The 20,163-nt window shown below is 53.8% G+C and carries 15 protein-coding genes; 5 read left to right on the plus strand and 10 right to left on the minus strand.

The genetic code is table 11. From position 1 onward, the window contains the following. Positions 1 to 408 precede the first annotated feature (408 nt). The gene (gene malP / locus OGV85_RS12055; protein ID WP_061547468.1) at positions 409 to 2,802 is read left to right on the plus strand and encodes a maltodextrin phosphorylase; all 2,394 of its coding nucleotides are present in this window, start codon (positions 409 to 411) and stop codon (positions 2,800 to 2,802) included. Between the two features lie 9 nt (positions 2,803 to 2,811). Then, entirely contained in the window at positions 2,812 to 4,899 is a 2,088-nt protein-coding gene (malQ, locus tag OGV85_RS12060; protein WP_061547469.1) for a 4-alpha-glucanotransferase, read from the plus strand. A gap of 45 nt (positions 4,900 to 4,944) precedes the next feature. Here the strand turns inward: malQ and gntT are convergent, their stop codons facing one another. The 3 genes from gntT to gntX form a co-directional block, all read right to left on the minus strand. After that, positions 4,945 to 6,261 carry a gluconate transporter gene (gene gntT / locus OGV85_RS12065; RefSeq protein WP_032950402.1) on the minus strand — a complete coding sequence of 439 codons (1,317 nt, stop codon included), beginning with the start codon at positions 6,259 to 6,261 and terminating at the stop codon, positions 4,945 to 4,947. 368 nt (positions 6,262 to 6,629) lie between these two features. Then, on the minus strand, positions 6,630 to 7,205 hold the full coding sequence (gene nfuA, locus OGV85_RS12070; protein ID WP_003023509.1) for a Fe-S biogenesis protein NfuA: 576 nt from the start codon (positions 7,203 to 7,205) through the stop codon (positions 6,630 to 6,632). A 58-nt stretch (positions 7,206 to 7,263) separates the two neighbouring features. Next, positions 7,264 to 7,947, minus strand: coding sequence for a DNA utilization protein GntX (gntX, locus tag OGV85_RS12075; protein WP_061547470.1), 684 nt, complete (start codon positions 7,945 to 7,947; stop codon positions 7,264 to 7,266). Positions 7,948 to 7,984: 37 nt separating this feature from the next. On the opposite strand from gntX, the gene bioH reads away from it, so the two are divergent. Continuing rightward, positions 7,985 to 8,755, plus strand: coding sequence for a pimeloyl-ACP methyl ester esterase BioH (gene bioH, locus OGV85_RS12080; protein WP_061547471.1), 771 nt, complete (start codon positions 7,985 to 7,987; stop codon positions 8,753 to 8,755). 45 nt (positions 8,756 to 8,800) lie between these two features. Here bioH and OGV85_RS12085 read toward each other — a convergent pair whose 3' ends face one another. From OGV85_RS12085 to greB, 6 genes are all read right to left on the minus strand, one after another. After that, positions 8,801 to 9,739 (minus strand): Rpn family recombination-promoting nuclease/putative transposase, encoded by a 939-nt coding sequence (locus OGV85_RS12085; protein ID WP_061547472.1) that lies wholly within the window; start codon positions 9,737 to 9,739, stop codon positions 8,801 to 8,803. Between the two features lie 245 nt (positions 9,740 to 9,984). Then, positions 9,985 to 10,221 carry a [Fe-S]-dependent transcriptional repressor FeoC gene (gene feoC, locus OGV85_RS12090; protein WP_003023516.1) on the minus strand — a complete coding sequence of 79 codons (237 nt, stop codon included), beginning with the start codon at positions 10,219 to 10,221 and terminating at the stop codon, positions 9,985 to 9,987. 11 nt (positions 10,222 to 10,232) lie between these two features. Beyond that, complete coding sequence (feoB, locus tag OGV85_RS12095) at positions 10,233 to 12,551, minus strand: Fe(2+) transporter permease subunit FeoB (protein ID WP_032937253.1); 2,319 nt, start codon at positions 12,549 to 12,551, stop codon at positions 10,233 to 10,235. An 18-nt stretch (positions 12,552 to 12,569) separates the two neighbouring features. Next, a complete protein-coding gene (feoA, locus tag OGV85_RS12100; RefSeq protein ID WP_003023519.1) occupies positions 12,570 to 12,797 on the minus strand; it encodes a ferrous iron transporter A in 228 nt (75 codons plus the stop codon). 375 nt (positions 12,798 to 13,172) lie between these two features. Beyond that, a complete protein-coding gene (locus OGV85_RS12105) occupies positions 13,173 to 15,506 on the minus strand; it encodes a Tex family protein (RefSeq protein WP_061547473.1) in 2,334 nt (777 codons plus the stop codon). A gap of 98 nt (positions 15,507 to 15,604) precedes the next feature. Further along, positions 15,605 to 16,078: a transcription elongation factor GreB gene (gene greB / locus OGV85_RS12110; RefSeq protein WP_003023524.1), complete on the minus strand. Its 474-nt coding sequence runs from the start codon at positions 16,076 to 16,078 to the stop codon at positions 15,605 to 15,607. A 225-nt stretch (positions 16,079 to 16,303) separates the two neighbouring features. On the opposite strand from greB, the gene ompR reads away from it, so the two are divergent. After that, the gene (ompR, locus tag OGV85_RS12115; RefSeq protein ID WP_001157751.1) at positions 16,304 to 17,023 is read left to right on the plus strand and encodes an osmolarity response regulator transcription factor OmpR; all 720 of its coding nucleotides are present in this window, start codon (positions 16,304 to 16,306) and stop codon (positions 17,021 to 17,023) included. Then, positions 17,020 to 18,372: a two-component system sensor histidine kinase EnvZ gene (envZ, locus tag OGV85_RS12120; protein ID WP_003837891.1), complete on the plus strand. Its 1,353-nt coding sequence runs from the start codon at positions 17,020 to 17,022 to the stop codon at positions 18,370 to 18,372. Before ompR ends, envZ begins: the two co-directional genes overlap by 4 nt. Before the next feature lie 74 nt (positions 18,373 to 18,446). Here envZ and pckA read toward each other — a convergent pair whose 3' ends face one another. Then, entirely contained in the window at positions 18,447 to 20,069 is a 1,623-nt protein-coding gene (gene pckA / locus OGV85_RS12125) for a phosphoenolpyruvate carboxykinase (ATP) (RefSeq protein ID WP_003023529.1), read from the minus strand. Positions 20,070 to 20,163: the final 94 nt, after the last annotated feature.

Consider the following 20,163-nt stretch of genomic DNA (forward strand, 5'->3'; position numbering starts at 1 on the left):
TTTTTAATGTGTCGAAGAATCCCTCTGTTTTTATATGGTTACCCAGGCGGCTAATCAAAATCGACGAATTTTGTGGCCGACTTAAAATTTTTATGTGAATTATCTTACCCGGCATAGATATTTCAGGTTAGAAACTATTTCTCTATTTACATTTTGTTTCTCATCGTCACTCCATTATTTGAGATTGTCGATTAATCCTTTGTTATTAATGCGTCATCCAAAGAGCGTTATGCACGGTTTGCGCGAATTTACGGGTGATTACGCCCCCTTTAAGTGGCGGAGATCACACTTTTATGCTCATCCCCGCTCCTCCTCCCTCCCTAATCCGTGCCAGGATGAGGAATGTCAACAACGAGCCAGGCAAACTAGCGATAACGTTGTTTTATTACCTAAGGATCTGGAACCCCTATGTCACAGCCTACTTTCAACAAAGATCAATTTCAGGCTGCCCTGACGCGTCAGTGGCAGCGCTTCGGTTTACTGTCGGCTCAAGAAATGACGTCGTGCCAGTGGTGGCAGGCAGTGAGTGGGGCGTTGGCTGAGTTACTCAGCGCCCAGCCTGCGGCGAAACCGGCAAAAAATCAGCGTCACGTTAACTACATCTCGATGGAGTTTTTGATTGGCCGTCTGACCGGCAATAACTTACTCAACCTCGGCTGGTATCAGGAGGTGAGCGATGAGCTGAAAGCACATGACGTCAACCTGACCGACCTGCTGGAAGAAGAGACCGATCCGGCGTTGGGTAACGGTGGATTGGGACGCCTGGCAGCCTGCTTCCTCGATTCGATGGCGACTGTCGGCCAGTCGGCGACGGGCTATGGCCTCAACTACCAGTACGGCCTGTTCCGTCAGTCGTTTGCCGATGGGCAACAGATGGAAGCCCCGGATGACTGGCATCGTGGCAGCTACCCGTGGTTCCGTCACAACGAGGCGCTGGATGTGCAGGTTGGGATTGGCGGTAAGGTCAGCAAAGAAGGCCACTGGGAGCCAGGTTTTACTATCACCGGTCAGGCCTGGGATCTGCCAGTTCTCGGCTACCGTAACGGCGTAGCGCAACCGCTGCGTCTGTGGCAGGCCAGCCACGCGCATCCGTTTAACCTGACCAAATTTAACGACGGTGATTTCCTGCGCGCAGAGCAGCAGGGCATCGACGCCGAAAAACTGACGAAAGTGCTGTACCCGAACGATAACCACACCGCGGGTAAAAAGCTGCGCCTGATGCAGCAGTACTTCCAGTGTGCCTGCTCCGTAGCTGACATTCTGCGCCGCCATCATCTGGCAGGGCGTAAACTGCATGAGCTGGCTGATTTTGAAGTTATTCAGCTCAACGATACTCACCCGACCATTGCCATTCCTGAGCTGCTGCGCGTGCTGATTGATGAGCACCAGATGAGCTGGGACGATGCGTGGGCCATTACCAGCAAAACCTTTGCTTACACCAACCACACCCTTATGCCAGAAGCGCTGGAGTGCTGGGACGAGAAGCTGGTGAAAGCGCTACTGCCGCGCCATATGCAAATCATCAAAGAGATTAACGAGCGCTTTAAGACGTTGGTTGATAAAACCTGGCCGGGTGATGCTGAAGTCTGGGCGAAGCTGGCGGTGGTGCACAACAAACAGGTGCGCATGGCTAACATGTGCGTGGTCAGCGGCTTTGCGGTTAACGGTGTGGCGGCGCTGCACTCCGATCTGGTGGTGAAAGATCTGTTCCCTGAATATCACCAGCTCTGGCCGAACAAATTCCATAACGTCACCAATGGGATTACCCCACGTCGCTGGATTAAGCAGTGCAACCCTGCGCTTGCCGCACTGCTGGATAAAACGCTGAAAAAAGAGTGGGCCAACGACCTCGACCAGTTGATTAACCTGGAAAAATACGCCGACGACGCGAAGTTCCGTCGGCAGTATCGCGACATCAAGCTGGCGAACAAAGAGCGCCTGGTGAAGTTTATTAAAGCGCGTACCGGTATTGAAATAACGACTAACGCGATTTTTGATATTCAGATTAAACGTCTGCATGAGTACAAGCGTCAGCACCTCAACCTGCTGCATATTCTGGCGTTGTACAAAGAAATCCGTGACAACCCGCAGGCAGATCGCGTGCCGCGCGTATTCCTGTTTGGCGCAAAAGCGGCTCCGGGTTACTACCTGGCGAAGAACATTATCTTTGCTATCAACAAGGTGGCGGAAACCATCAATAACGACCCGCAAGTGGGTGACAAGCTGAAAGTCGTGTTCCTGCCGGATTATTGTGTCTCGGCGGCGGAAATGCTGATCCCGGCGGCAGATATCTCTGAGCAGATTTCAACCGCAGGGAAAGAGGCTTCCGGCACCGGTAACATGAAGCTGGCGCTGAACGGTGCGTTAACCGTTGGTACGCTGGATGGCGCAAACGTCGAAATCGCCGAGAAGGTGGGTGACGAGAATATCTTTATCTTTGGTCATACCGTGGAAGAGGTGAAGGTGCTCAAAGCCAAAGGCTACGACCCGGTGAAATGGCGTAAAAAAGACAAAGTGCTGGATGCTGTCCTGAAAGAGCTGGAAAGCGGGAAATACAGCGACGGCGACAAGCATGCCTTTGACCAGATGCTGCACAGTATCGGCAAGCAGGGCGGCGACCCGTATCTGGTGATGGCGGACTTCGCGGCCTACGTTGAAGCTCAGAAGCAGGTTGACGTGTTGTATCGTGACCAGGAAGCCTGGACCCGGGCGGCGATTCTGAATACCGCACGTTGCGGCATGTTCAGCTCGGATCGCTCCATCCGCGATTATCAGGCTCGTATCTGGCAGGCGAAACGTTAAGGAATCGCGATGGAAAGCAAACGTCTGGATAATGCCGCGTTGGCGGCGGGGATCAGCCCCAATTACATTAATGCCCACGGTAAACCGCAGTCTATTGGTACCGAAACCAAACGGCGTTTGCTTGACGCCATGCATCGCACCACCGCTGCCACTCAGGTGGCGGTAACTCCGGTGCCGAATGTCATGGTCTATACCGCCGGTAAGAAAATGCCGCTGGCGGTTGAGGGAAGCGGAGAGTTTAACTGGCTTCTGACCACCGAAGAGGGCGTACAGCACAAAGGGCATGCCGTCGGCGGTAAATCTTTCACTCTTCCGGCGAAGCTGCCGGAGGGGTATCACACGTTGACCCTGACCCAGGGCGAGCTGCGTACCCATTGTCGTATCATCGTGGCGCCAAAACGCTGCTATGAACCGCAGGCGCTGTTAGCCGGGCAGAAGCTGTGGGGCGCATGCGTTCAGCTCTACACCCTGCGATCAGAAAAGAACTGGGGGATTGGCGACTTTGGCGATCTCCGCGCCATGCTGGTAGATGTGGCGCAACGCGGCGGCGCGTTTATCGGGCTTAATCCTATTCACGCGCTGTATCCGGCTAACCCGGAGAGCGCCAGCCCGTACAGCCCGTCTTCACGCCGCTGGTTGAACGTGATTTATATTGATGTGAACGCCGTAGACGATTTCCGCCTGAGTAAAGAGGCGCAGGCGTGGTGGCAGAAACCCGCGACTCAGCAAGCTCTGCAACGTGCGCGCGATGCCGAGTGGGTTGATTATTCTGCCGTTACTGCACTGAAGATGACGGCGCTACGTATGGCGTGGAAAAGCTTCTCTGCACGTGATGATGAGCAGATGGCGGCATTTCGCCAGTTTGTGTCTCAGGAAGGGGACAGCCTCTACTGGCAGGCAGCCTTTGATGCGCTGCATGCGCATCAGGTCAAAGAGGACGCATTACGCTGGGGATGGCCGGTGTGGCCGGAAGCTTTCCAGTCAGTGGACTCGCCAGAGGTAAAACGCTTCTGCGAAGAACATCGTGACGATGTGGATTTCTACCTGTGGTTACAGTGGCTGGCGTATACCCAGTTTGCTGACTGCTGGAAAACCAGCCAGAGTTTTGCGATGCCGATTGGACTGTATCGCGATCTGGCGGTTGGCGTGGCCGAAGGTGGGGCGGAAACCTGGTGCGACCGCGAGCTGTATTGCCTGAAAGCCTCGGTTGGTGCGCCGCCGGATATTCTCGGTCCGCTCGGACAAAACTGGGGGCTGCCGCCGATGGATCCGCACATCATTACGGCACGCGCCTACGAACCGTTTATCGAACTGCTGCGCGCCAATATGCAGAACTGCGGTGCGCTGCGTATCGACCATGTTATGTCGATGCTGCGTCTGTGGTGGATCCCCTACGGTGAAACTGCCGATCACGGCGCTTACGTGCACTATCCGGTCGATGACCTGCTTTCAATTCTGGCGCTGGAGAGTAAACGTCATCACTGCATGGTAATTGGTGAGGATCTGGGTACTGTGCCGGTGGAGATCGTCAGCAAGCTGCGCGACAGCGGCGTGTACTCCTACAAAGTGCTTTATTTCGAGAATGACCATGAGAAAAACTTCCGTACGCCGAAAGCGTACCCGGAACAATCAATGGCAGTCGCGGCGACGCATGACCTTCCTACGCTTAAAGGTTATTGGGATAGCGGCGATTTGACGCTGGGTAAAGCACTGGGCCTGTATCCGGATGAAGTCGTGCTGCGCGGGCTGTATCAGGACCGAGAACTGTCGAAACAAGGGCTGCTGGACGCGCTGCACAAATACGGCTGCCTGCCAAAACGTGCCGGTCACAAGGCGTCCCTGATGTCGATGACGCCGATTCTTAATCGCGGCATGCAACGCTACATCGCAGACAGCAACAGTGCGCTGCTGGGCCTACAACCGGAAGACTGGCTGGATATGGCTGAACCGGTCAACATTCCGGGGACCAGCGACCAGTACAAAAACTGGCGGCGTAAGCTCACCGCCACGCTGGAGCAGATGTTCGCAGATGAGAGAGTGAATAAGCTGATTAAGGATTTGGATAAGCGGCGAAAAGCGGCCGCGAAGAAGAAATAAAGAAATCAAGCCGGGTAGGCGCTAGCGCCACCCGGCTTTTTTACATCAGATTGCCATATTTAACAGCAGACACCCTACCAGACCGCACACGGAGATAATGGTTTCCAGCATTGACCATGACTTGATGGTTTCACCGATGGTCAGGTTGAAGTACTCCTTGAACAGCCAGAAGCCTGGATCGTTCACGTGGGAGAAGATGACGGAACCGGAACCAACCGCAATAACCATTAGCTCAGGGCTTACGCCGGTTGTTGCAATCAGCGGCGCCACTATCCCACCAGCGGTGATCGCTGCAACGGTTGCGGAACCCAATGCGATACGCAGTACTGCAGCGATAGACCATGCCATCAGCAGCGGAGACACGTTAGAGCCGTGCATCATTGAGGCGATGTATTTGTCCACGCCGCTATCAACCAGAACCTGTTTGAAGGCTCCGCCACCACCGATGATCAACAGCATCATCGCAATGATTTTGATTGAAGACACCAGCGTGTCGTTAATCTGATCCATCGAACGTCCGCGGTTCAGACCAAACGTGAACATCGCAATCAGCACTGCAATCAGCGTTGCCATGACCGGGTCGCCGAGGAATTCTGCAACTGTCAGGAAAGCATGACCTTTCGGCAGAATCATCTCCGCCACGGCGCGCATTGCCATCAGAATAACCGGGACCAGAGAGGTCCAGACGCTGACGCCAAAGCCTGGCATCTCTTCTTCAGTGAAGGTTTTTGCGCTGTACAGACCTTCCGGGATTGGCTTATCAATGCCTTTCAGGAAACGTGCGTATACCGGACCGGCGAGAATAACGGTCGGGATTGCCAGAATCGTACCAAACAGCAGGGTTTTACCCATATCTGCGTGGAAAATGGTGGCAATAGCGGTTGGACCCGGGTGCGGTGGCAGGAAGCCGTGCGTTACGGACAGTGCCGCAGCCATTGGCACGCCAACGTACAGCAGCGGGATGTTGGCAGCAGCGGCAATGGTGAACACCAGCGGCAGCATCAGTACGAAACCAACTTCGTAGAACAGGGCAAAACCAACGGTGAAGCCGGTTAATACCACCGCCCATTGAATATGTTTTTTGCCGAATTTAGCAATCAGGGTGGTTGCGATGCGCTGTGCGCCGCCGCAGTCCGCCAGCATTTTGCCCAGCATGGCGCCAAAACCCATAATCAGGGCGAGGCTGCCAAGGGTTCCGCCGACGCCGGCTTTAATTGAACCGATGACTTTATCCAGTGGCATCCCTTGCATCAATCCGACAGCAAGCGCCACCAGGACGAGAGCGATGAAGCCGTTCATTTTGAAACGGATCATCAGGAGGAGTAACAAGATTACACCGATAGCAACGATGACTAATGGCATGATTTACCTGGCCTTAACTTTGTTATGGGTAACGTCAGTGTTTAGATGACAAATTCCGATTGTCCCGACCGGGAACAGAGTATTCTCAGCACCAATGCTGGTTGCCTGCAAAACTAATCAGTTTAGCGGACTATTATGTGTGTGTTAGGTGCTGATACGAATGATACGGGTAACATGTGGCGATTGAAAATCACCTGGGCAGGCAAAATTTAAATTATGAGAGGCTGGTCAAATTATGCGGGGGATTATTACAGGGTACGTGCAGAGAAATGTAAGGGCGTAGGCCGGATAAAGCGTTTACGCTGCCATCCGGCATCGATGCCCGGTGGCGACGCGGATGCGTCTTACCGGGCCTACAAGTCTGGTCGTTAGTAGTAAGAGTGCTCGCCGCGCTGGTGTTCGGTTAAATCGCGAACGCCTTTCAGTTCAGGGAATTCAGCCAGCAGCTGCTTCTCGATACCTTCTTTCAGCGTCACATCGACCATTGAACAGCCGTTACAGCCGCCGCCAAACTGCAGAATGGCGTAGCCTTCATCGGTGATTTCCATCAGAGATACGCGACCACCGTGGCCAGCCAGCTGTGGGTTGATCTGCGATTGCAGCATGTACTCCACACGTTCCATCAGCGGCGCATCATCGGCAACTTTACGCATTTTGGCGTTTGGTGCTTTCAGGGTCAGCTGGGAGCCTAACTGGTCGGTAACGAAATCGATTTCTGCATCTTCCAGATACGGTGCGCTCAGTTCATCAACATATGCGGTCAGCAGGTCAAATTTAATGGCGGTGTCGGTTGCTTCCACGGCGTCCGGCGGACAATAAGAAACGCCGCATTCAGCGTTAGGCGTGCCGGGATTAATCACAAATACGCGGATTTGCGTCCCTTCTTCCTGATTTGCCAGCAGTTTGGCAAAGTGCGCTTGTGCAGCATCGGAAATATGGATCATAGTAATGGCCTAATAGTTGACTATTTTACTTGGTTATAATACGCCCATCATCGAGGCTCTACAAGGTTCGACACAGGCACCATACCTGGACAGTCGCCGCGCCGTTGCGTAAAAGCAGCTGCGCGATTTCCGCGATGGTACTTCCGGTAGTGACGACATCATCCACAATAACCATATGGAGTCCCTGCACCGGCAATTCAAGGCGAAAGGCATTTTTCAGGTTACGTTTACGTAATCGGGCGCTGAGATGGTGCTGTGTGGCGGTTGCCCGAACCCGCGAGACGGTCCGGCTGTCCCAGTCGCAACCCAGCCAGCGTGCAAGCGGACGGCACAGTAAATCGCTCTGATTAAACCCTCTGCGCCAGTGTCGACGTTGCCAGAGCGGGACGCTGACCAGCCTGTCCGGCAGAGGAAGGGCGCTGACGCGCCGGGCCTGTAGTACCTCCAGCAACAGCAAACGCGAAAGAGCGGAGGCTGTTTCGCTGCGTCGCGAAAACTTGAGCTGGTGGATAAGCCCGCTCAACGGCGGAACATAGTCGCTGACGGTGACCAGCCGCTGCCACGGCGGCGGTTTTTGCAGGCAGCGCCCACAGGGAATGACGGTATGAGCGGCAGGGAGTCCACATTGGGGGCATAGGCTGGCGTGTTGGCGCGTTGCCCGCGTACAGACTGAGCAGATCCCCCAATGCCCTAACGTCAGGGGCATTCGGCATAGCCAGCACAATCCCGGTACTGTTAGCATAGATGCATCCTTTCAGGCTAAAAGAGAACAATAACTGATGAATGACATCTGGTGGCAGACCCAGGGTTCGGGAAATTGCCATCTTGTGCTGCTGCACGGATGGGGACTGAATGCGCAAGTGTGGCATTGCATAAGCGAGGAACTGAGTTCGCATTTTACGCTGCATCTTGTCGACTTACCGGGATTTGGTCGTAGCCAGGGTTTCGGTGCAATGTCGCTGGAAGAGATGGCTGAGCGGGTATTGAAACAGGCATCGGAGAAAGCTATCTGGCTCGGCTGGAGTCTGGGCGGGCTGGTCGCGAGTCAGGTAGCCCTAACGCATCCTGAGCGTGTTCAGGCGCTGGTGACCGTCGCGTCTTCCCCTTGCTTTAGCGCGCGGGATGAGTGGCCGGGTATCAAGCCAGAGGTGCTGGCAGGCTTCCAGCAGCAGCTGAGCGAAGATTTCCAGCGTACAGTGGAGCGTTTTCTGGCATTGCAAACGATGGGTACGGAAACCGCGCGTCAGGATGCGCGAGCGTTGAAGAAAACGGTGCTTGCTTTACCCATGCCGGAAGTCGAGGTGCTTAATGGCGGGCTGGAGATCCTGAAAACAGTTGATTTGCGTGAACCGCTGTGCGCGGTGGAAATGCCTTTCCTGCGGTTGTACGGCTATCTTGATGGCCTGGTGCCGCGCAAAGTCGTCCCGATGCTGGATGCCCTGTGGCCGCAGAGCGAGTCGTTGGTGTTTGCTAAGGCGGCGCATGCGCCGTTTATCTCGCATCCGGCGGAGTTCTGCTCAGCGCTGGTGGCGTTAAAACAACAGCTATAGCCAATGTTGATTTGCCCGGTAGCGTCGCGCTTGCCGGGCCTGAAATTAATGCGGTTGCGCAGGCAGGTCTTTAGCGCTAAGCCCGGTAATTCTGAGTATTGTTAATCTGTCGATACCATCCACTAGCATGGTTGTCGCGATGCGCAAAGCTTCCTCTCGTTTGCCCGTTTGTAACCCCTCTTGTAATCCTTTCCGATGGCCTTCCTGAAGGCCATTAAGATGCCCTTCCTGTCGTAATCTTTCGGCGATAGTCATCAACTTGTCCTTATGTTGGGGTAAACGTTCGGCGATTTCATGAATAAATTCCCCAAAATGCATGGTGTCTCCGGCTTGCATCAGGTAATTAAACAAGGCTTTCAACTGGTTGTCATTAGCGTGTCCTTTAACAAGCAGGATGGCCAGTTTTTCTACCAGCCCCATTAAATCGCGTTTACGGATATGTTTTTGGATGAGTTCCAACAGCGCCATCCGGCGATGCTGCATAATCTCGTCATCGGGCATAACGGTGATATCGATCAATGGAAACGCGGTGCTATAAAGCTGTCTGGCGGACTCTGGGTCATCAAACTCGTCCAGCCAACAAAGTGAATAGGGGTATGGGCTTGCTGCACCATGATAAAAAAGTAGGGGGATTACCAGAGGCAGCTTCTTATGTCCCGCATCCAGATGACGCTGCATTACCGCAATGGCATAGCGCATTAGCCGAAATGCCATGTGAGCATCGGCGCTGCTTTGATGTTCAATAATGGCGTAAATGTAACCATCACCTTCGCGAGTTTTTAACGACCACAGCACGTCGGAATAGTACGCGCGTAAATCGTCCTCGATAAAGCTGCCTGATTCCAGTTGCAGCGTTTTAAGATCGCATAGTTTTTGTAAAGAGGCTGGAAGATGGAGCTGAAGAAAGTCGCGTGCGGTTGCCGGGTGGTTTAAGAACGTTTTGAAAATCGCGTCATGCGGCGTAGCAGTCGTGTCAGTATTCATGGCGATCCGTCACCTGAGAAACAAGATGACGAGACTCTACTTTCATGGTCGGCAGTAATCATCCACGAATTAATAACGATGCGTAGCTGGCTGGAGGATAGATCTTTTTTGTTGAAATAATGAAATCTATGTGGAATCCATTACGCAAAAAAGCCGGATATCTGCATAAACGAATTATCCGGCCTGGACGTTTGCATCATTTGTAGGCCGGATAAGCGTAGCGCCATCCGGCAAATAGCATCTGATTAGCGTAAAGCCCACCATTCGCGCAGGCAGGCTTTACCTTCCGGGCAACTTTTGCAGCTTCCGGAAAGACACCCGTCGGCATCTTCCTGAATCCGCACCGCTTTGCCCATCTTTTCTAACTGATTCAGCATGGCGTCAATCATGGGCTGCGGGGTATGCAGCGTGTGGCTAATTTGTGTTGCCTCCATGCGCCCCCGCAAAGCCAATAAATCACGAACCTGAATAAGTGATGCCATTGTCGATAACCTTAGTGGCAATCGCCAGTCGTGCTGGAACAGCAGGAACTCGCCGTTCTGTTGGTTGCCAGCAGTGCGAGGTCCACGCGGCTGCGAGCTCGACGCAGTAGGCCCAGCAACACGATGTTAAACAGGATGACCGCTAAAATGCACACCAGGCTGTAGGTCGGGTGCTCTTTGTAGCTGACCGTCTGATAAAACAGCGTCGACAGAGAGTAGGCGATATTCAGGCCCCACAGAATCGAGAAACTCATCCAGCCACGGCTGGATTCACGTGCGATAGCGCCCATCACTGAAATGCACGGCACATACAGCAGAACAAAGATCAGGTAGCTGTACGCGGCGGCGGCGCTGCCAAATTTCTCGCCCATCACGCCCATTGCGCCCGTCGCCATTTCGCCGTCGCCCTTGCTGGCTTCGATAGGGTTAGCCAGTACGCTCAGGCTGAAGGTGTCTTTCAGGCTTTGCCAGGTTTCATCCACTGCGCCGATCAGCTCGTCACCGAGGTGGAAATCTGCCGGGTTGAACTCTTCTTCCTGAATGTTTTCCGCGGTATAGAGCGTGTTCAGCGTACCCACCACCACTTCTTTCGCCATCGCGCCGGTGAACAAACCTACGGTTGCCTGCCAGTTATCTTCGTGAACGCCAATCGGTTTAAACACAGGAGTAATAACACGGCTAACGGAGGCCAGAGCAGAGTCGTTGATGTTATCGACGATTTTCCCGCTCAGCGAGAAACTGTTAAACGCGCTGAGGAAAATGCTGACGATGATGATGACTTTACCTGCACGCAGAACGAAGCCTTTCAGGCGTTGCCAGGTCTGAATAATCAGACTCTTGATGTGCGGCACGTGATATACCGGCAGCTCCATCACGAACGGTGTTGCTTCACCACGCATGATGGTGTGTTTGAGCATCAGGCCCGTCAAAACAGCCATCACGATACCCAGTACGTACAGCGAGAAGACCGCCAGTGCGCCGTTCTGACCAAAGAACGCCGCGGCAAAGACGGCGAAAATCGCCAGACGTGCGCCGCAGGACATAAACGGCGCCATCATGATGGTCATCAGACGCTCACGCGGGGCGTCCAGCGTACGTGCGCCCATCACGGACGGTACGTTACAGCCAAAGCCGACGATCAGCGGGACGAACGATTTTCCCGGCAGTCCCAGCGCCTGCATCAGACGGTCCATCACAAACGCGGCGCGCGCCATGTAGCCGGAGTCTTCAAGGAAGGAGAGGAACAGATACATCATGCCGATTTGCGGTACCAGCGGCAGCACGGTGTTAATCCCGCCGCCAAGGCCCTGGGCCAGGAAGATGGTTAGCCAGTCCGGGAAGTGCAGCGTGTAGCCAATCCACTGAATACCATGGATAAAGAGTGCTACGGAGCCAACGTCAAACAACGGTTGCAGTGCGCCGCCGATGTTAATGGCGAGCAGGAACATCAGGTACATCACGAACAGGAAAATCGGTAGCCCGAGGAAGCGGTTGAGAACGATTTTATCTACCGCGGTGGTGAAACGGCTCGGTTCTGCCGTCAGAGTATTGCTGACGGTATCGCAGATAGCGGCAATGCACTGATAGCGCGCATCGGCGATATGCAGCGCCGGATCATCCATTGTCTCGCTCAGGCGTGCGATAGAGGCATCGAGATTTTGCGCGGCATCACCCGCATAGGCGCGGCTGTAGATATCGCCTTCCAGCATCTGCAGGCCAAGCCAGCGGCGCTGTTTGAGCGGCATATCTTTGGCCATCGCGTCGGCGAGGGAGTCCGCTTCCTGCAGCAACGGCTGGGCATAATGGACCAGCTCGACAGTGTCGTTTTCTTTGTAGCGATCGATCGCCAGCTTCAGCGCTTCAATGCCGCGGGCGCGGGTGGAAACCAGCGGAACCACCGGGCAGCCAAGACGTGCTGAGAGGGCGTCGATATCAATACGGATTTGCTGCTTTTCAGCGATATCCAGCATATTCAACGCGACGATGCAGGGGATGCCCAACTCAAGCAGTTGCAACGTCAGGTAGAGGTTGCGTTCAAGGTTTGAAGCATCGACCACGTTGATCAACAGATCCGCGTCGCCGCTTAAAATATAGTGGCAGGCAATCTGCTCATCGAGAGAGGTCTGGGATGAGATTGTCGTCAGAGAATAGGTGCCGGGTAAATCCACCAGCGTGACCTGATGGTCCGTTGTGGCGAAATGACCTTCTTTACGCTCAACGGTAACGCCAGCCCAGTTACCTACACGCTGGCGCGCGCCGGTGAGCTGGTTGAATAAAGTTGTCTTGCCGGAATTAGGATTACCAATTAAACCAATGGTTAGTTTTTTCATTTTTATAGACTCACTGTATTAACAGGAAACCGCTTCCACTTCTAATAACGCCAAATCCTTTTTACGCAATACCAGACTTACGCGACGCGTTTCGATATGGATAGGATCGCCGAGCGGGGCGACGCGTACTACGTTGAAGGAGGAGCCGGGCAGCATGCCAAGTGACAACAGTTTCTGACGATAAGCCGGGCTGATTTCACGGGCAAAGCCGGTAATTTTCCACGCACTGTCAGGAGTGAATTGCATAGGGACCTACTTATATCTCGCTAACTGGATGATTACCTCATGGGGCGACAGGGCGGCATGAGACCAGATGATTAGCCAACGTAAGGAAAGAGTAAATAATCAACAAAACAATGATAATGAGAATGGTTTCTATCATCAATAGAATAAATGTGACGGAATGTACAATTGGATAATAATTTGAGCCAATTTTGATATTCCTCAATATTTATTCTGGTAGGGAAAGAATGGTTCGCGGAGGTAATTATTGAGAATCTTAATGTTTAATTAAGGTTTCATCTGTTAATAAAGTGATAAATATATTGTGGTGAAAAGCGGGGCATATATTAAATATGCCGGATAAGGTATTGATTCCGTCATCCGGCACACGGTTTAAACTTAGCGCTTTTTACCCATTGCCGCCGCCAGCGCATCCATCATCGCGCTGTTGCCCGCAGGCTGGGCGTCACGGCCACGCGGTTTCGCCGCTTTTGGCGCCGGGCGATTGCCCTGAGTGCGATCGTTATTCCCGCCGCCGCGACGCGCATTGGTTTCACCCGGCTGCTCGTCCAAACGCATGGTCAGCGCGATACGCTTACGTTGCAGGTCCACTTCCAGCACTTTCACCTTCACAATGTCGCCCGCTTTCACCACGGTGTGTGGATCGTCGACGAACTTATTCGACAGCGAAGAGATATGCACCAGACCATCCTGATGAACGCCGATATCAACAAACGCGCCGAAATTGGTGACGTTGGTGACCGCCCCTTCCAGGATCATTCCCAGCAGCAGATCGTTCATGGTTTCGACGCCATCGGCAAACTGCGCGGTTTTAAATTCAGGACGCGGATCGCGGCCCGGTTTTTCCAGCTCTTTGATGATGTCGGTGACGGTCGGCACCCCGAAGCGTTCGTCAGTAAAATCGGCGGCTTTCAGATTGCGCAGTTCGTTGCTGTTGCCCATCAGGTCACGCAGCGATTGCTCGGTAGCGGCCAGAATGCGTTCCACAATCGGATAGGCTTCCGGGTGAACGGTGGAGGCATCCAGTGGGTTATCGCCATGGTTGATGCGCAGGAAGCCTGCACACTGTTCAAAGGCTTTTGGCCCCAGACGGCTGACTTTCAGCAATTGCTGACGGTTCTGGAACTGACCGTTCTCATCACGCCAGGCAACGATATTTTGCGCCATCATGCGTGTCAGGCCGGCCACGCGGGTCAACAGCGGAACGGAAGCGGTATTGAGATCGACGCCGACGGCGTTCACACAGTCTTCCACCACCGCGTCCAGCTTACGCGCCAGCTGCGTTTGACTAACGTCGTGCTGATACTGGCCCACACCGATCGATTTCGGATCGATTTTCACCAGCTCAGCCAGCGGATCCTGCAGACGACGGGCGATAGACACTGCGCCACGCAATGAAACGTCGAGATCCGGGAACTCCTGCGCCGCCAGCTCGGAAGCCGAGTAAACCGATGCCCCGGCTTCGCTGACGATCACTTTCTGCGCGGTGACTTTCGGGAACTGTTTCTGCACGTCGAGGAAGAAGCGCTCGGTTTCGCGCGACGCTGTACCGTTACCAATCGCCACCAGCTCAACGTTGTATTTTTCACACAGCGCCGCAACGGCAACGGCGGCTTTGGCGGCCTGACCGGTGTGTGGATAAATGGTGTCGGTCGCGACCAGCTTACCGGTACCGTCAACAACCGCCACCTTCACGCCGGTACGCAGGCCGGGATCGAGGCCCATGGTGGCGCGCAGGCCGGCCGGAGCCGCCATCAGCAGGTCATGCAGGTTACGGGCAAAGACGTTGATTGCTTCATCTTCCGCGCGTTCGCGCACGGTGCCCATCAGTTCGGTTTCGAGGTGCATCAGCACCTTAATTCGCCATGTCCAGCTCACAACGCCTTTACGCCAACTGTCTGCCGGTGCGTTGTTCAGTCGCAGGCCAAGGTGATCCTGAATGATTTGCTCGCCGTGGCTCTCTTTTGGCGGCTCATAGAATTGCGGATCGGCATTCAGCGAAAGCTGCAGCACGCCCTCGTTACGGCCACGGAACATGGCCAGCGCACGGTGGGATGGCACGGTAGAGATCGGTTCGTGGTGATCGAAGTAGTCGCGGAATTTCGCGCCTTCCTCTTCTTTACCGCTTACCACGGTGGAAACCAAATGCGCGTTCTTCCACAGGTAGTCACGCACTTTCGCCAGCAGCGCGGCATCTTCAGCGAAGCGTTCCATCAGGATGTAACGTGCGCCGTCGAGGGCCGCTTTGGTATCCGCCACGCCGTTGTCGGCGTTGAGATATTTAGCGGCTTCTGTTTCCGGGTCGTGAGACGGCTCGTTCCACAGCAGGTCTGCCAGCGGCTCAAGGCCTGCTTCAATGGCAATCTGCCCACGGGTACGGCGCTTAGGTTTGTACGGCAGATAGAGATCTTCGAGTTCGGTCTTACTTAACGTGCCGTTGATCGCTTTCGCCAGGTCGTCGGTCAGTTTGCCTTGCTCGCCGATAGATTTCAGGATTGCCTGACGGCGGTCTTCCAGTTCACGCAGATATCCCAGACGGGTTTCCAGATTACGCAGTTGCGTATCGTCCAGACCGCCGGTGATTTCCTTACGATATCGTGCGATAAACGGCACGGTGTTCCCTTCGTCAAGCAGGCGAACGGCAGCTTCTACCTGTTCAGCACGAGCCTGAATTTCACCTGCGATAATGCGGCAGAAAGAATCATTCATCATGGATAGCTTCGTCTATAGGATAAAAAATCAGGGGATAGTTATACGGATTGACTGACAAAAATGCCAGCCATCTGCCGGGGCTTCGGATTGTTCCGGTCTCACTTAACGTATTCAATCTCGTTCACGTACCAGCTGGCTTCGCCACCAGGGGTGTTTACTACTGCGAGATCGCCGACTTCTTTTTTCAGCAGCGCCCGCGCCATTGGTGAGTCGATAGAGATGTAATCTTTACGACCGAAGATCTCATCGTAGCCAACAATACGGAATTTGCGGATGTCGCCATCGTCATTTTCAATCTCAACCCATGCGCCAAAGAAGACTTTGCCCTCCTGCTGCGGGGAGTAATCGACGATTTTCAGATTCTCCATGCACTTGGTCAAATATCGGACGCGGCGGTCGATCTCACGCAGGCGCTTTTTATTATACTGGTAGTCGGCATTTTCGCTGCGGTCACCCAGACTTGCGGCCCAGGTAACTTTTTTGGTGACTTCCGGGCGCTCTTCACGCCAGAGATAATTCAGCTCTTGTTTGAGTTTTTCATACCCTTCACGGGTTATCAGGGGCGTTTTCATCTTATTGTTTTACCTTCGACTCTGTGATGATACGCACAATTAGTATTACGTGAGCATATCAACAGAATAAATAATGTATTGCGAGAAACATTGTATACTTAAGCTGCTGTTTAATATGCTTTGTAACAATTTAGCCTGGAATTCATACCAGAATTCGCTGGTGACTCACGTTAGCTTTCTTAAGAATATACACTTAATTGTTGCGAACCTTTGGGAGTAATAACAATGCAAGAGAACTATAAGATTCTGGTGGTCGATGACGACATGCGCTTACGTGCGCTTCTGGAGCGTTATCTGACCGAGCAGGGCTTCCAGGTTCGAAGCGTCGCAAACGCTGAGCAGATGGATCGTCTGCTGACCCGTGAGTCTTTCCACCTGATGGTGCTGGATTTAATGCTGCCGGGAGAAGATGGCCTGTCTATTTGCCGTCGCCTGCGCAGCCAGAGCAACCCGATGCCGATCATTATGGTCACGGCGAAGGGCGAAGAAGTGGACCGTATTGTAGGACTGGAAATCGGCGCTGACGATTACATTCCGAAACCGTTTAACCCGCGTGAGCTACTGGCACGTATTCGCGCAGTCCTGCGCCGTCAGGCGAATGAACTGCCGGGCGCGCCTTCTCAGGAAGAAGCAGTCATTGCGTTTGGTAAGTTCAAACTGAACCTCGGTACGCGTGAAATGTTCCGTGAAGATGAGCCTATGCCGCTCACCAGCGGTGAGTTTGCGGTGCTGAAAGCACTGGTCAGCCATCCGCGTGAGCCGCTGTCCCGCGACAAGTTGATGAACCTGGCCCGTGGTCGTGAATATTCTGCGATGGAACGTTCTATCGACGTCCAGATTTCCCGTCTGCGTCGCATGGTGGAAGAAGACCCGGCGCATCCACGCTACATTCAGACCGTATGGGGTCTGGGCTACGTCTTTGTTCCGGACGGTTCTAAAGCATGAGGCGAATGCGCTTCTCGCCACGAAGTTCGTTTGCCCGCACGTTATTGCTCATCGTCACCTTGCTGTTTGCCAGCCTGGTGACGACTTACCTGGTCGTGCTGAACTTCGCGATTCTGCCGAGCCTCCAGCAGTTTAATAAGGTCCTGGCCTACGAAGTTCGTATGCTGATGACCGATAAACTACAGCTGGAGGACGGTACGCAACTGGTGGTGCCGCCCGCATTCCGTCGGGAAATTTATCGTGAGCTGGGTATTTCCCTCTATTCCAACGAGGCCGCTGAAGAAGCCGGACTGCGTTGGGCGCAACACTATGAATTCTTAAGCCATCAGATGGCGCAGCAGTTGGGTGGCCCAACGGAAGTCCGCGTTGAGGTAAACAAAAGCTCGCCGGTTGTGTGGCTGAAAACCTGGCTGTCGCCCAACATCTGGGTACGTGTGCCGCTTACGGAAATTCATCAAGGCGATTTCTCACCGCTGTTCCGCTATACGCTGGCGATTATGCTGCTGGCTATCGGTGGCGCGTGGCTGTTTATCCGTATCCAGAACCGACCGTTGGTGGATCTTGAACATGCGGCGCTGCAGGTGGGGAAAGGTATCATTCCACCGCCGTTGCGTGAGTATGGCGCTTCAGAGGTGCGCTCCGTAACCCGAGCCTTTAACCATATGGCCGCAGGTGTGAAGCAGTTGGCCGATGACCGTACGCTGTTAATGGCGGGCGTGAGCCACGATTTACGTACTCCGCTGACGCGTATTCGTCTGGCAACGGAAATGATGGGCGAAGAGGACGGTTATCTTGCGGAGTCCATCAATAAGGACATCGAAGAGTGTAACGCCATCATCGAGCAGTTCATCGATTACCTGCGTACCGGTCAGGAGATGCCGATGGAGATGGCGGATCTGAACTCGGTGCTGGGTGAAGTGGTTGCGGCAGAAAGCGGCTATGAACGTGAAATCGAAACTGCGCTGCAGCCTGGCGCCATTCAGGTGAAGATGCACCCGCTGTCGATCAAGCGTGCGGTTGCCAATATGGTGGTTAACGCCGCCCGCTACGGCAATGGCTGGATTAAGGTCAGTAGCGGTACGGAGACGCATCGCGCCTGGTTCCAGGTAGAAGATGATGGTCCGGGCATCAAGCCGGAGCAGCGTAAGCACCTGTTCCAGCCATTTGTCCGCGGCGACAGCGCGCGCAGTACCAGCGGCACGGGGCTGGGTCTGGCGATTGTGCAACGTATTATCGATAACCATAACGGCATGCTGGAGATTGGTACCAGTGAACGTGGTGGGTTGTCGATTCGTGCATGGCTTCCGGTTCCTTTCACTCGCGCGCAGGGTATCACGAAAGACGTATAAGAAAGGGAGGCGAAATGCCTCCCTTTTTGTTGCTGTAGGCCGGATATGTGGCAACCGCCATCCGGCATTTTTCGTTACAGCTTCGGTCCGGCGCTAACCAGCGCTTCACCCGCAGGGGTGTCGGTGTATTTCTCGAAGTTCTCGATAAACAGTTTCGCCAGTGCATTGGCTTTTTCCTGCCACTGCTCTGGAGACGCGTAGGTATTACGCGGATCGAGAATGCGCGTATCCACGCCCGGCAACTCGGTCGGGATAGCCAGGTCAAACATCGGCAGACGGAACGTTTCTGCGTCATCCAGCGAACCGTTCAGGATGGCGTCAATAATCGCACGGGTATCTTTGATAGAGATACGTTTGCCAGTACCGTTCCAGCCGGTGTTAACCAGATACGCCTGCGCACCTGCCGCCTGCATACGTTTCACCAGCACTTCTGCATACTGCGTTGGGTGCAGAGACAGGAATGCTGCGCCGAAGCAGGCAGAGAAGGTTGGGGTCGGTTCGGTAACGCCGCGTTCGGTACCGGCCAGTTTGGCGGTGAAGCCAGACAGGAAATGGTACTGAGTTTGGTCTGCTGTCAGGCGAGAAACCGGCGGCAGCACGCCAAATGCGTCGGCAGTCAGGAAGATAACCTTCGTTGCATGACCCGCTTTTGACACTGGCTTAACGATATTATCGATGTGATAAATCGGGTAGGAAACGCGGGTGTTTTCAGTTTTGGAACCGTCGTCGAAGTCGATGGAGCCATCTTCGCGCACGGTGACGTTTTCCAGCAGCGCGTCACGACGAATTGCGTTGTAGATTTCTGGCTCGGCATCTTTAGACAGTTTGATGGTCTTCGCGTAGCAACCGCCTTCGAAGTTAAATACGCCGTCGTCATCCCAGCCGTGTTCGTCATCGCCAATCAGGCGACGTTTCGGATCGGTGGACAGAGTTGTTTTACCGGTACCGGACAGGCCAAAGAAGACTGCCACATCACCTTTTTCCCCGACGTTTGCTGAGCAGTGCATGGAGGCAATGCCTTTCAGCGGCAGCAGGTAGTTCATCACGGAGAACATACCTTTCTTCATTTCGCCGCCGTACCAGGTGCCGCCAATCAGCTGGATACGCTCAGTCAGGTTGAAAGCCACGAAGTTTTCAGAGTTCAGACCCTGCTCTTTCCATTGTGGGTTGGTGCACTTAGCGCCGTTCATCACGATGAAATCCGGTTTAAAATCAACCAGCTCTTCGTCGCTTGGGCGGATGAACATGTTTTTGACGAAATGCGCCTGCCAGGCAACTTCGGTAATGAAGCGCACGGAAAGACGGGTATCGGCGTTAGCGCCGCAGAATGCATCAATGATAAACAGGCGCTTGCCGGAAAGTTGCTGGGTAACTAATCCTTTCAGATGCTGCCAGGTTTCCGGGGAGAGCGGTTTGTTGTCGTTCTTACCTTTACCTTTGTCGGACCACCAGAGCGTGTCGCGCGTGGTGTCGTCACGGACAATGTACTTATCCTTTGGCGAACGTCCGGTAAAGATACCGGTATCAACGGCAACGGCGCCCAGATTCGTTAACACGCCACGTTCATAACCTTCCAGGTTTGGATCAAGTTCTTCCTGGAAAAGCGTGTCGTAGTCTGGATTGTAAACGATATCCTGAACGTCATTGATACCATAAGCCTTGAGATCTTGCGGGGTTAAACTGTTGTTCACACGCATTTCACTGCTCCTTAGCCAATATGTATTACCTGGAATAGTAAGGTTTTTTAGGGATTGCTAACCGCGACAAGGCTCATAGATTTACGCATCCGGG

It is taken from the genome of Citrobacter sp. Cf132 (genome assembly GCF_030333885.1).
In the GTDB taxonomy this organism is placed as follows: domain Bacteria; phylum Pseudomonadota; class Gammaproteobacteria; order Enterobacterales; family Enterobacteriaceae; genus Citrobacter; species Citrobacter freundii.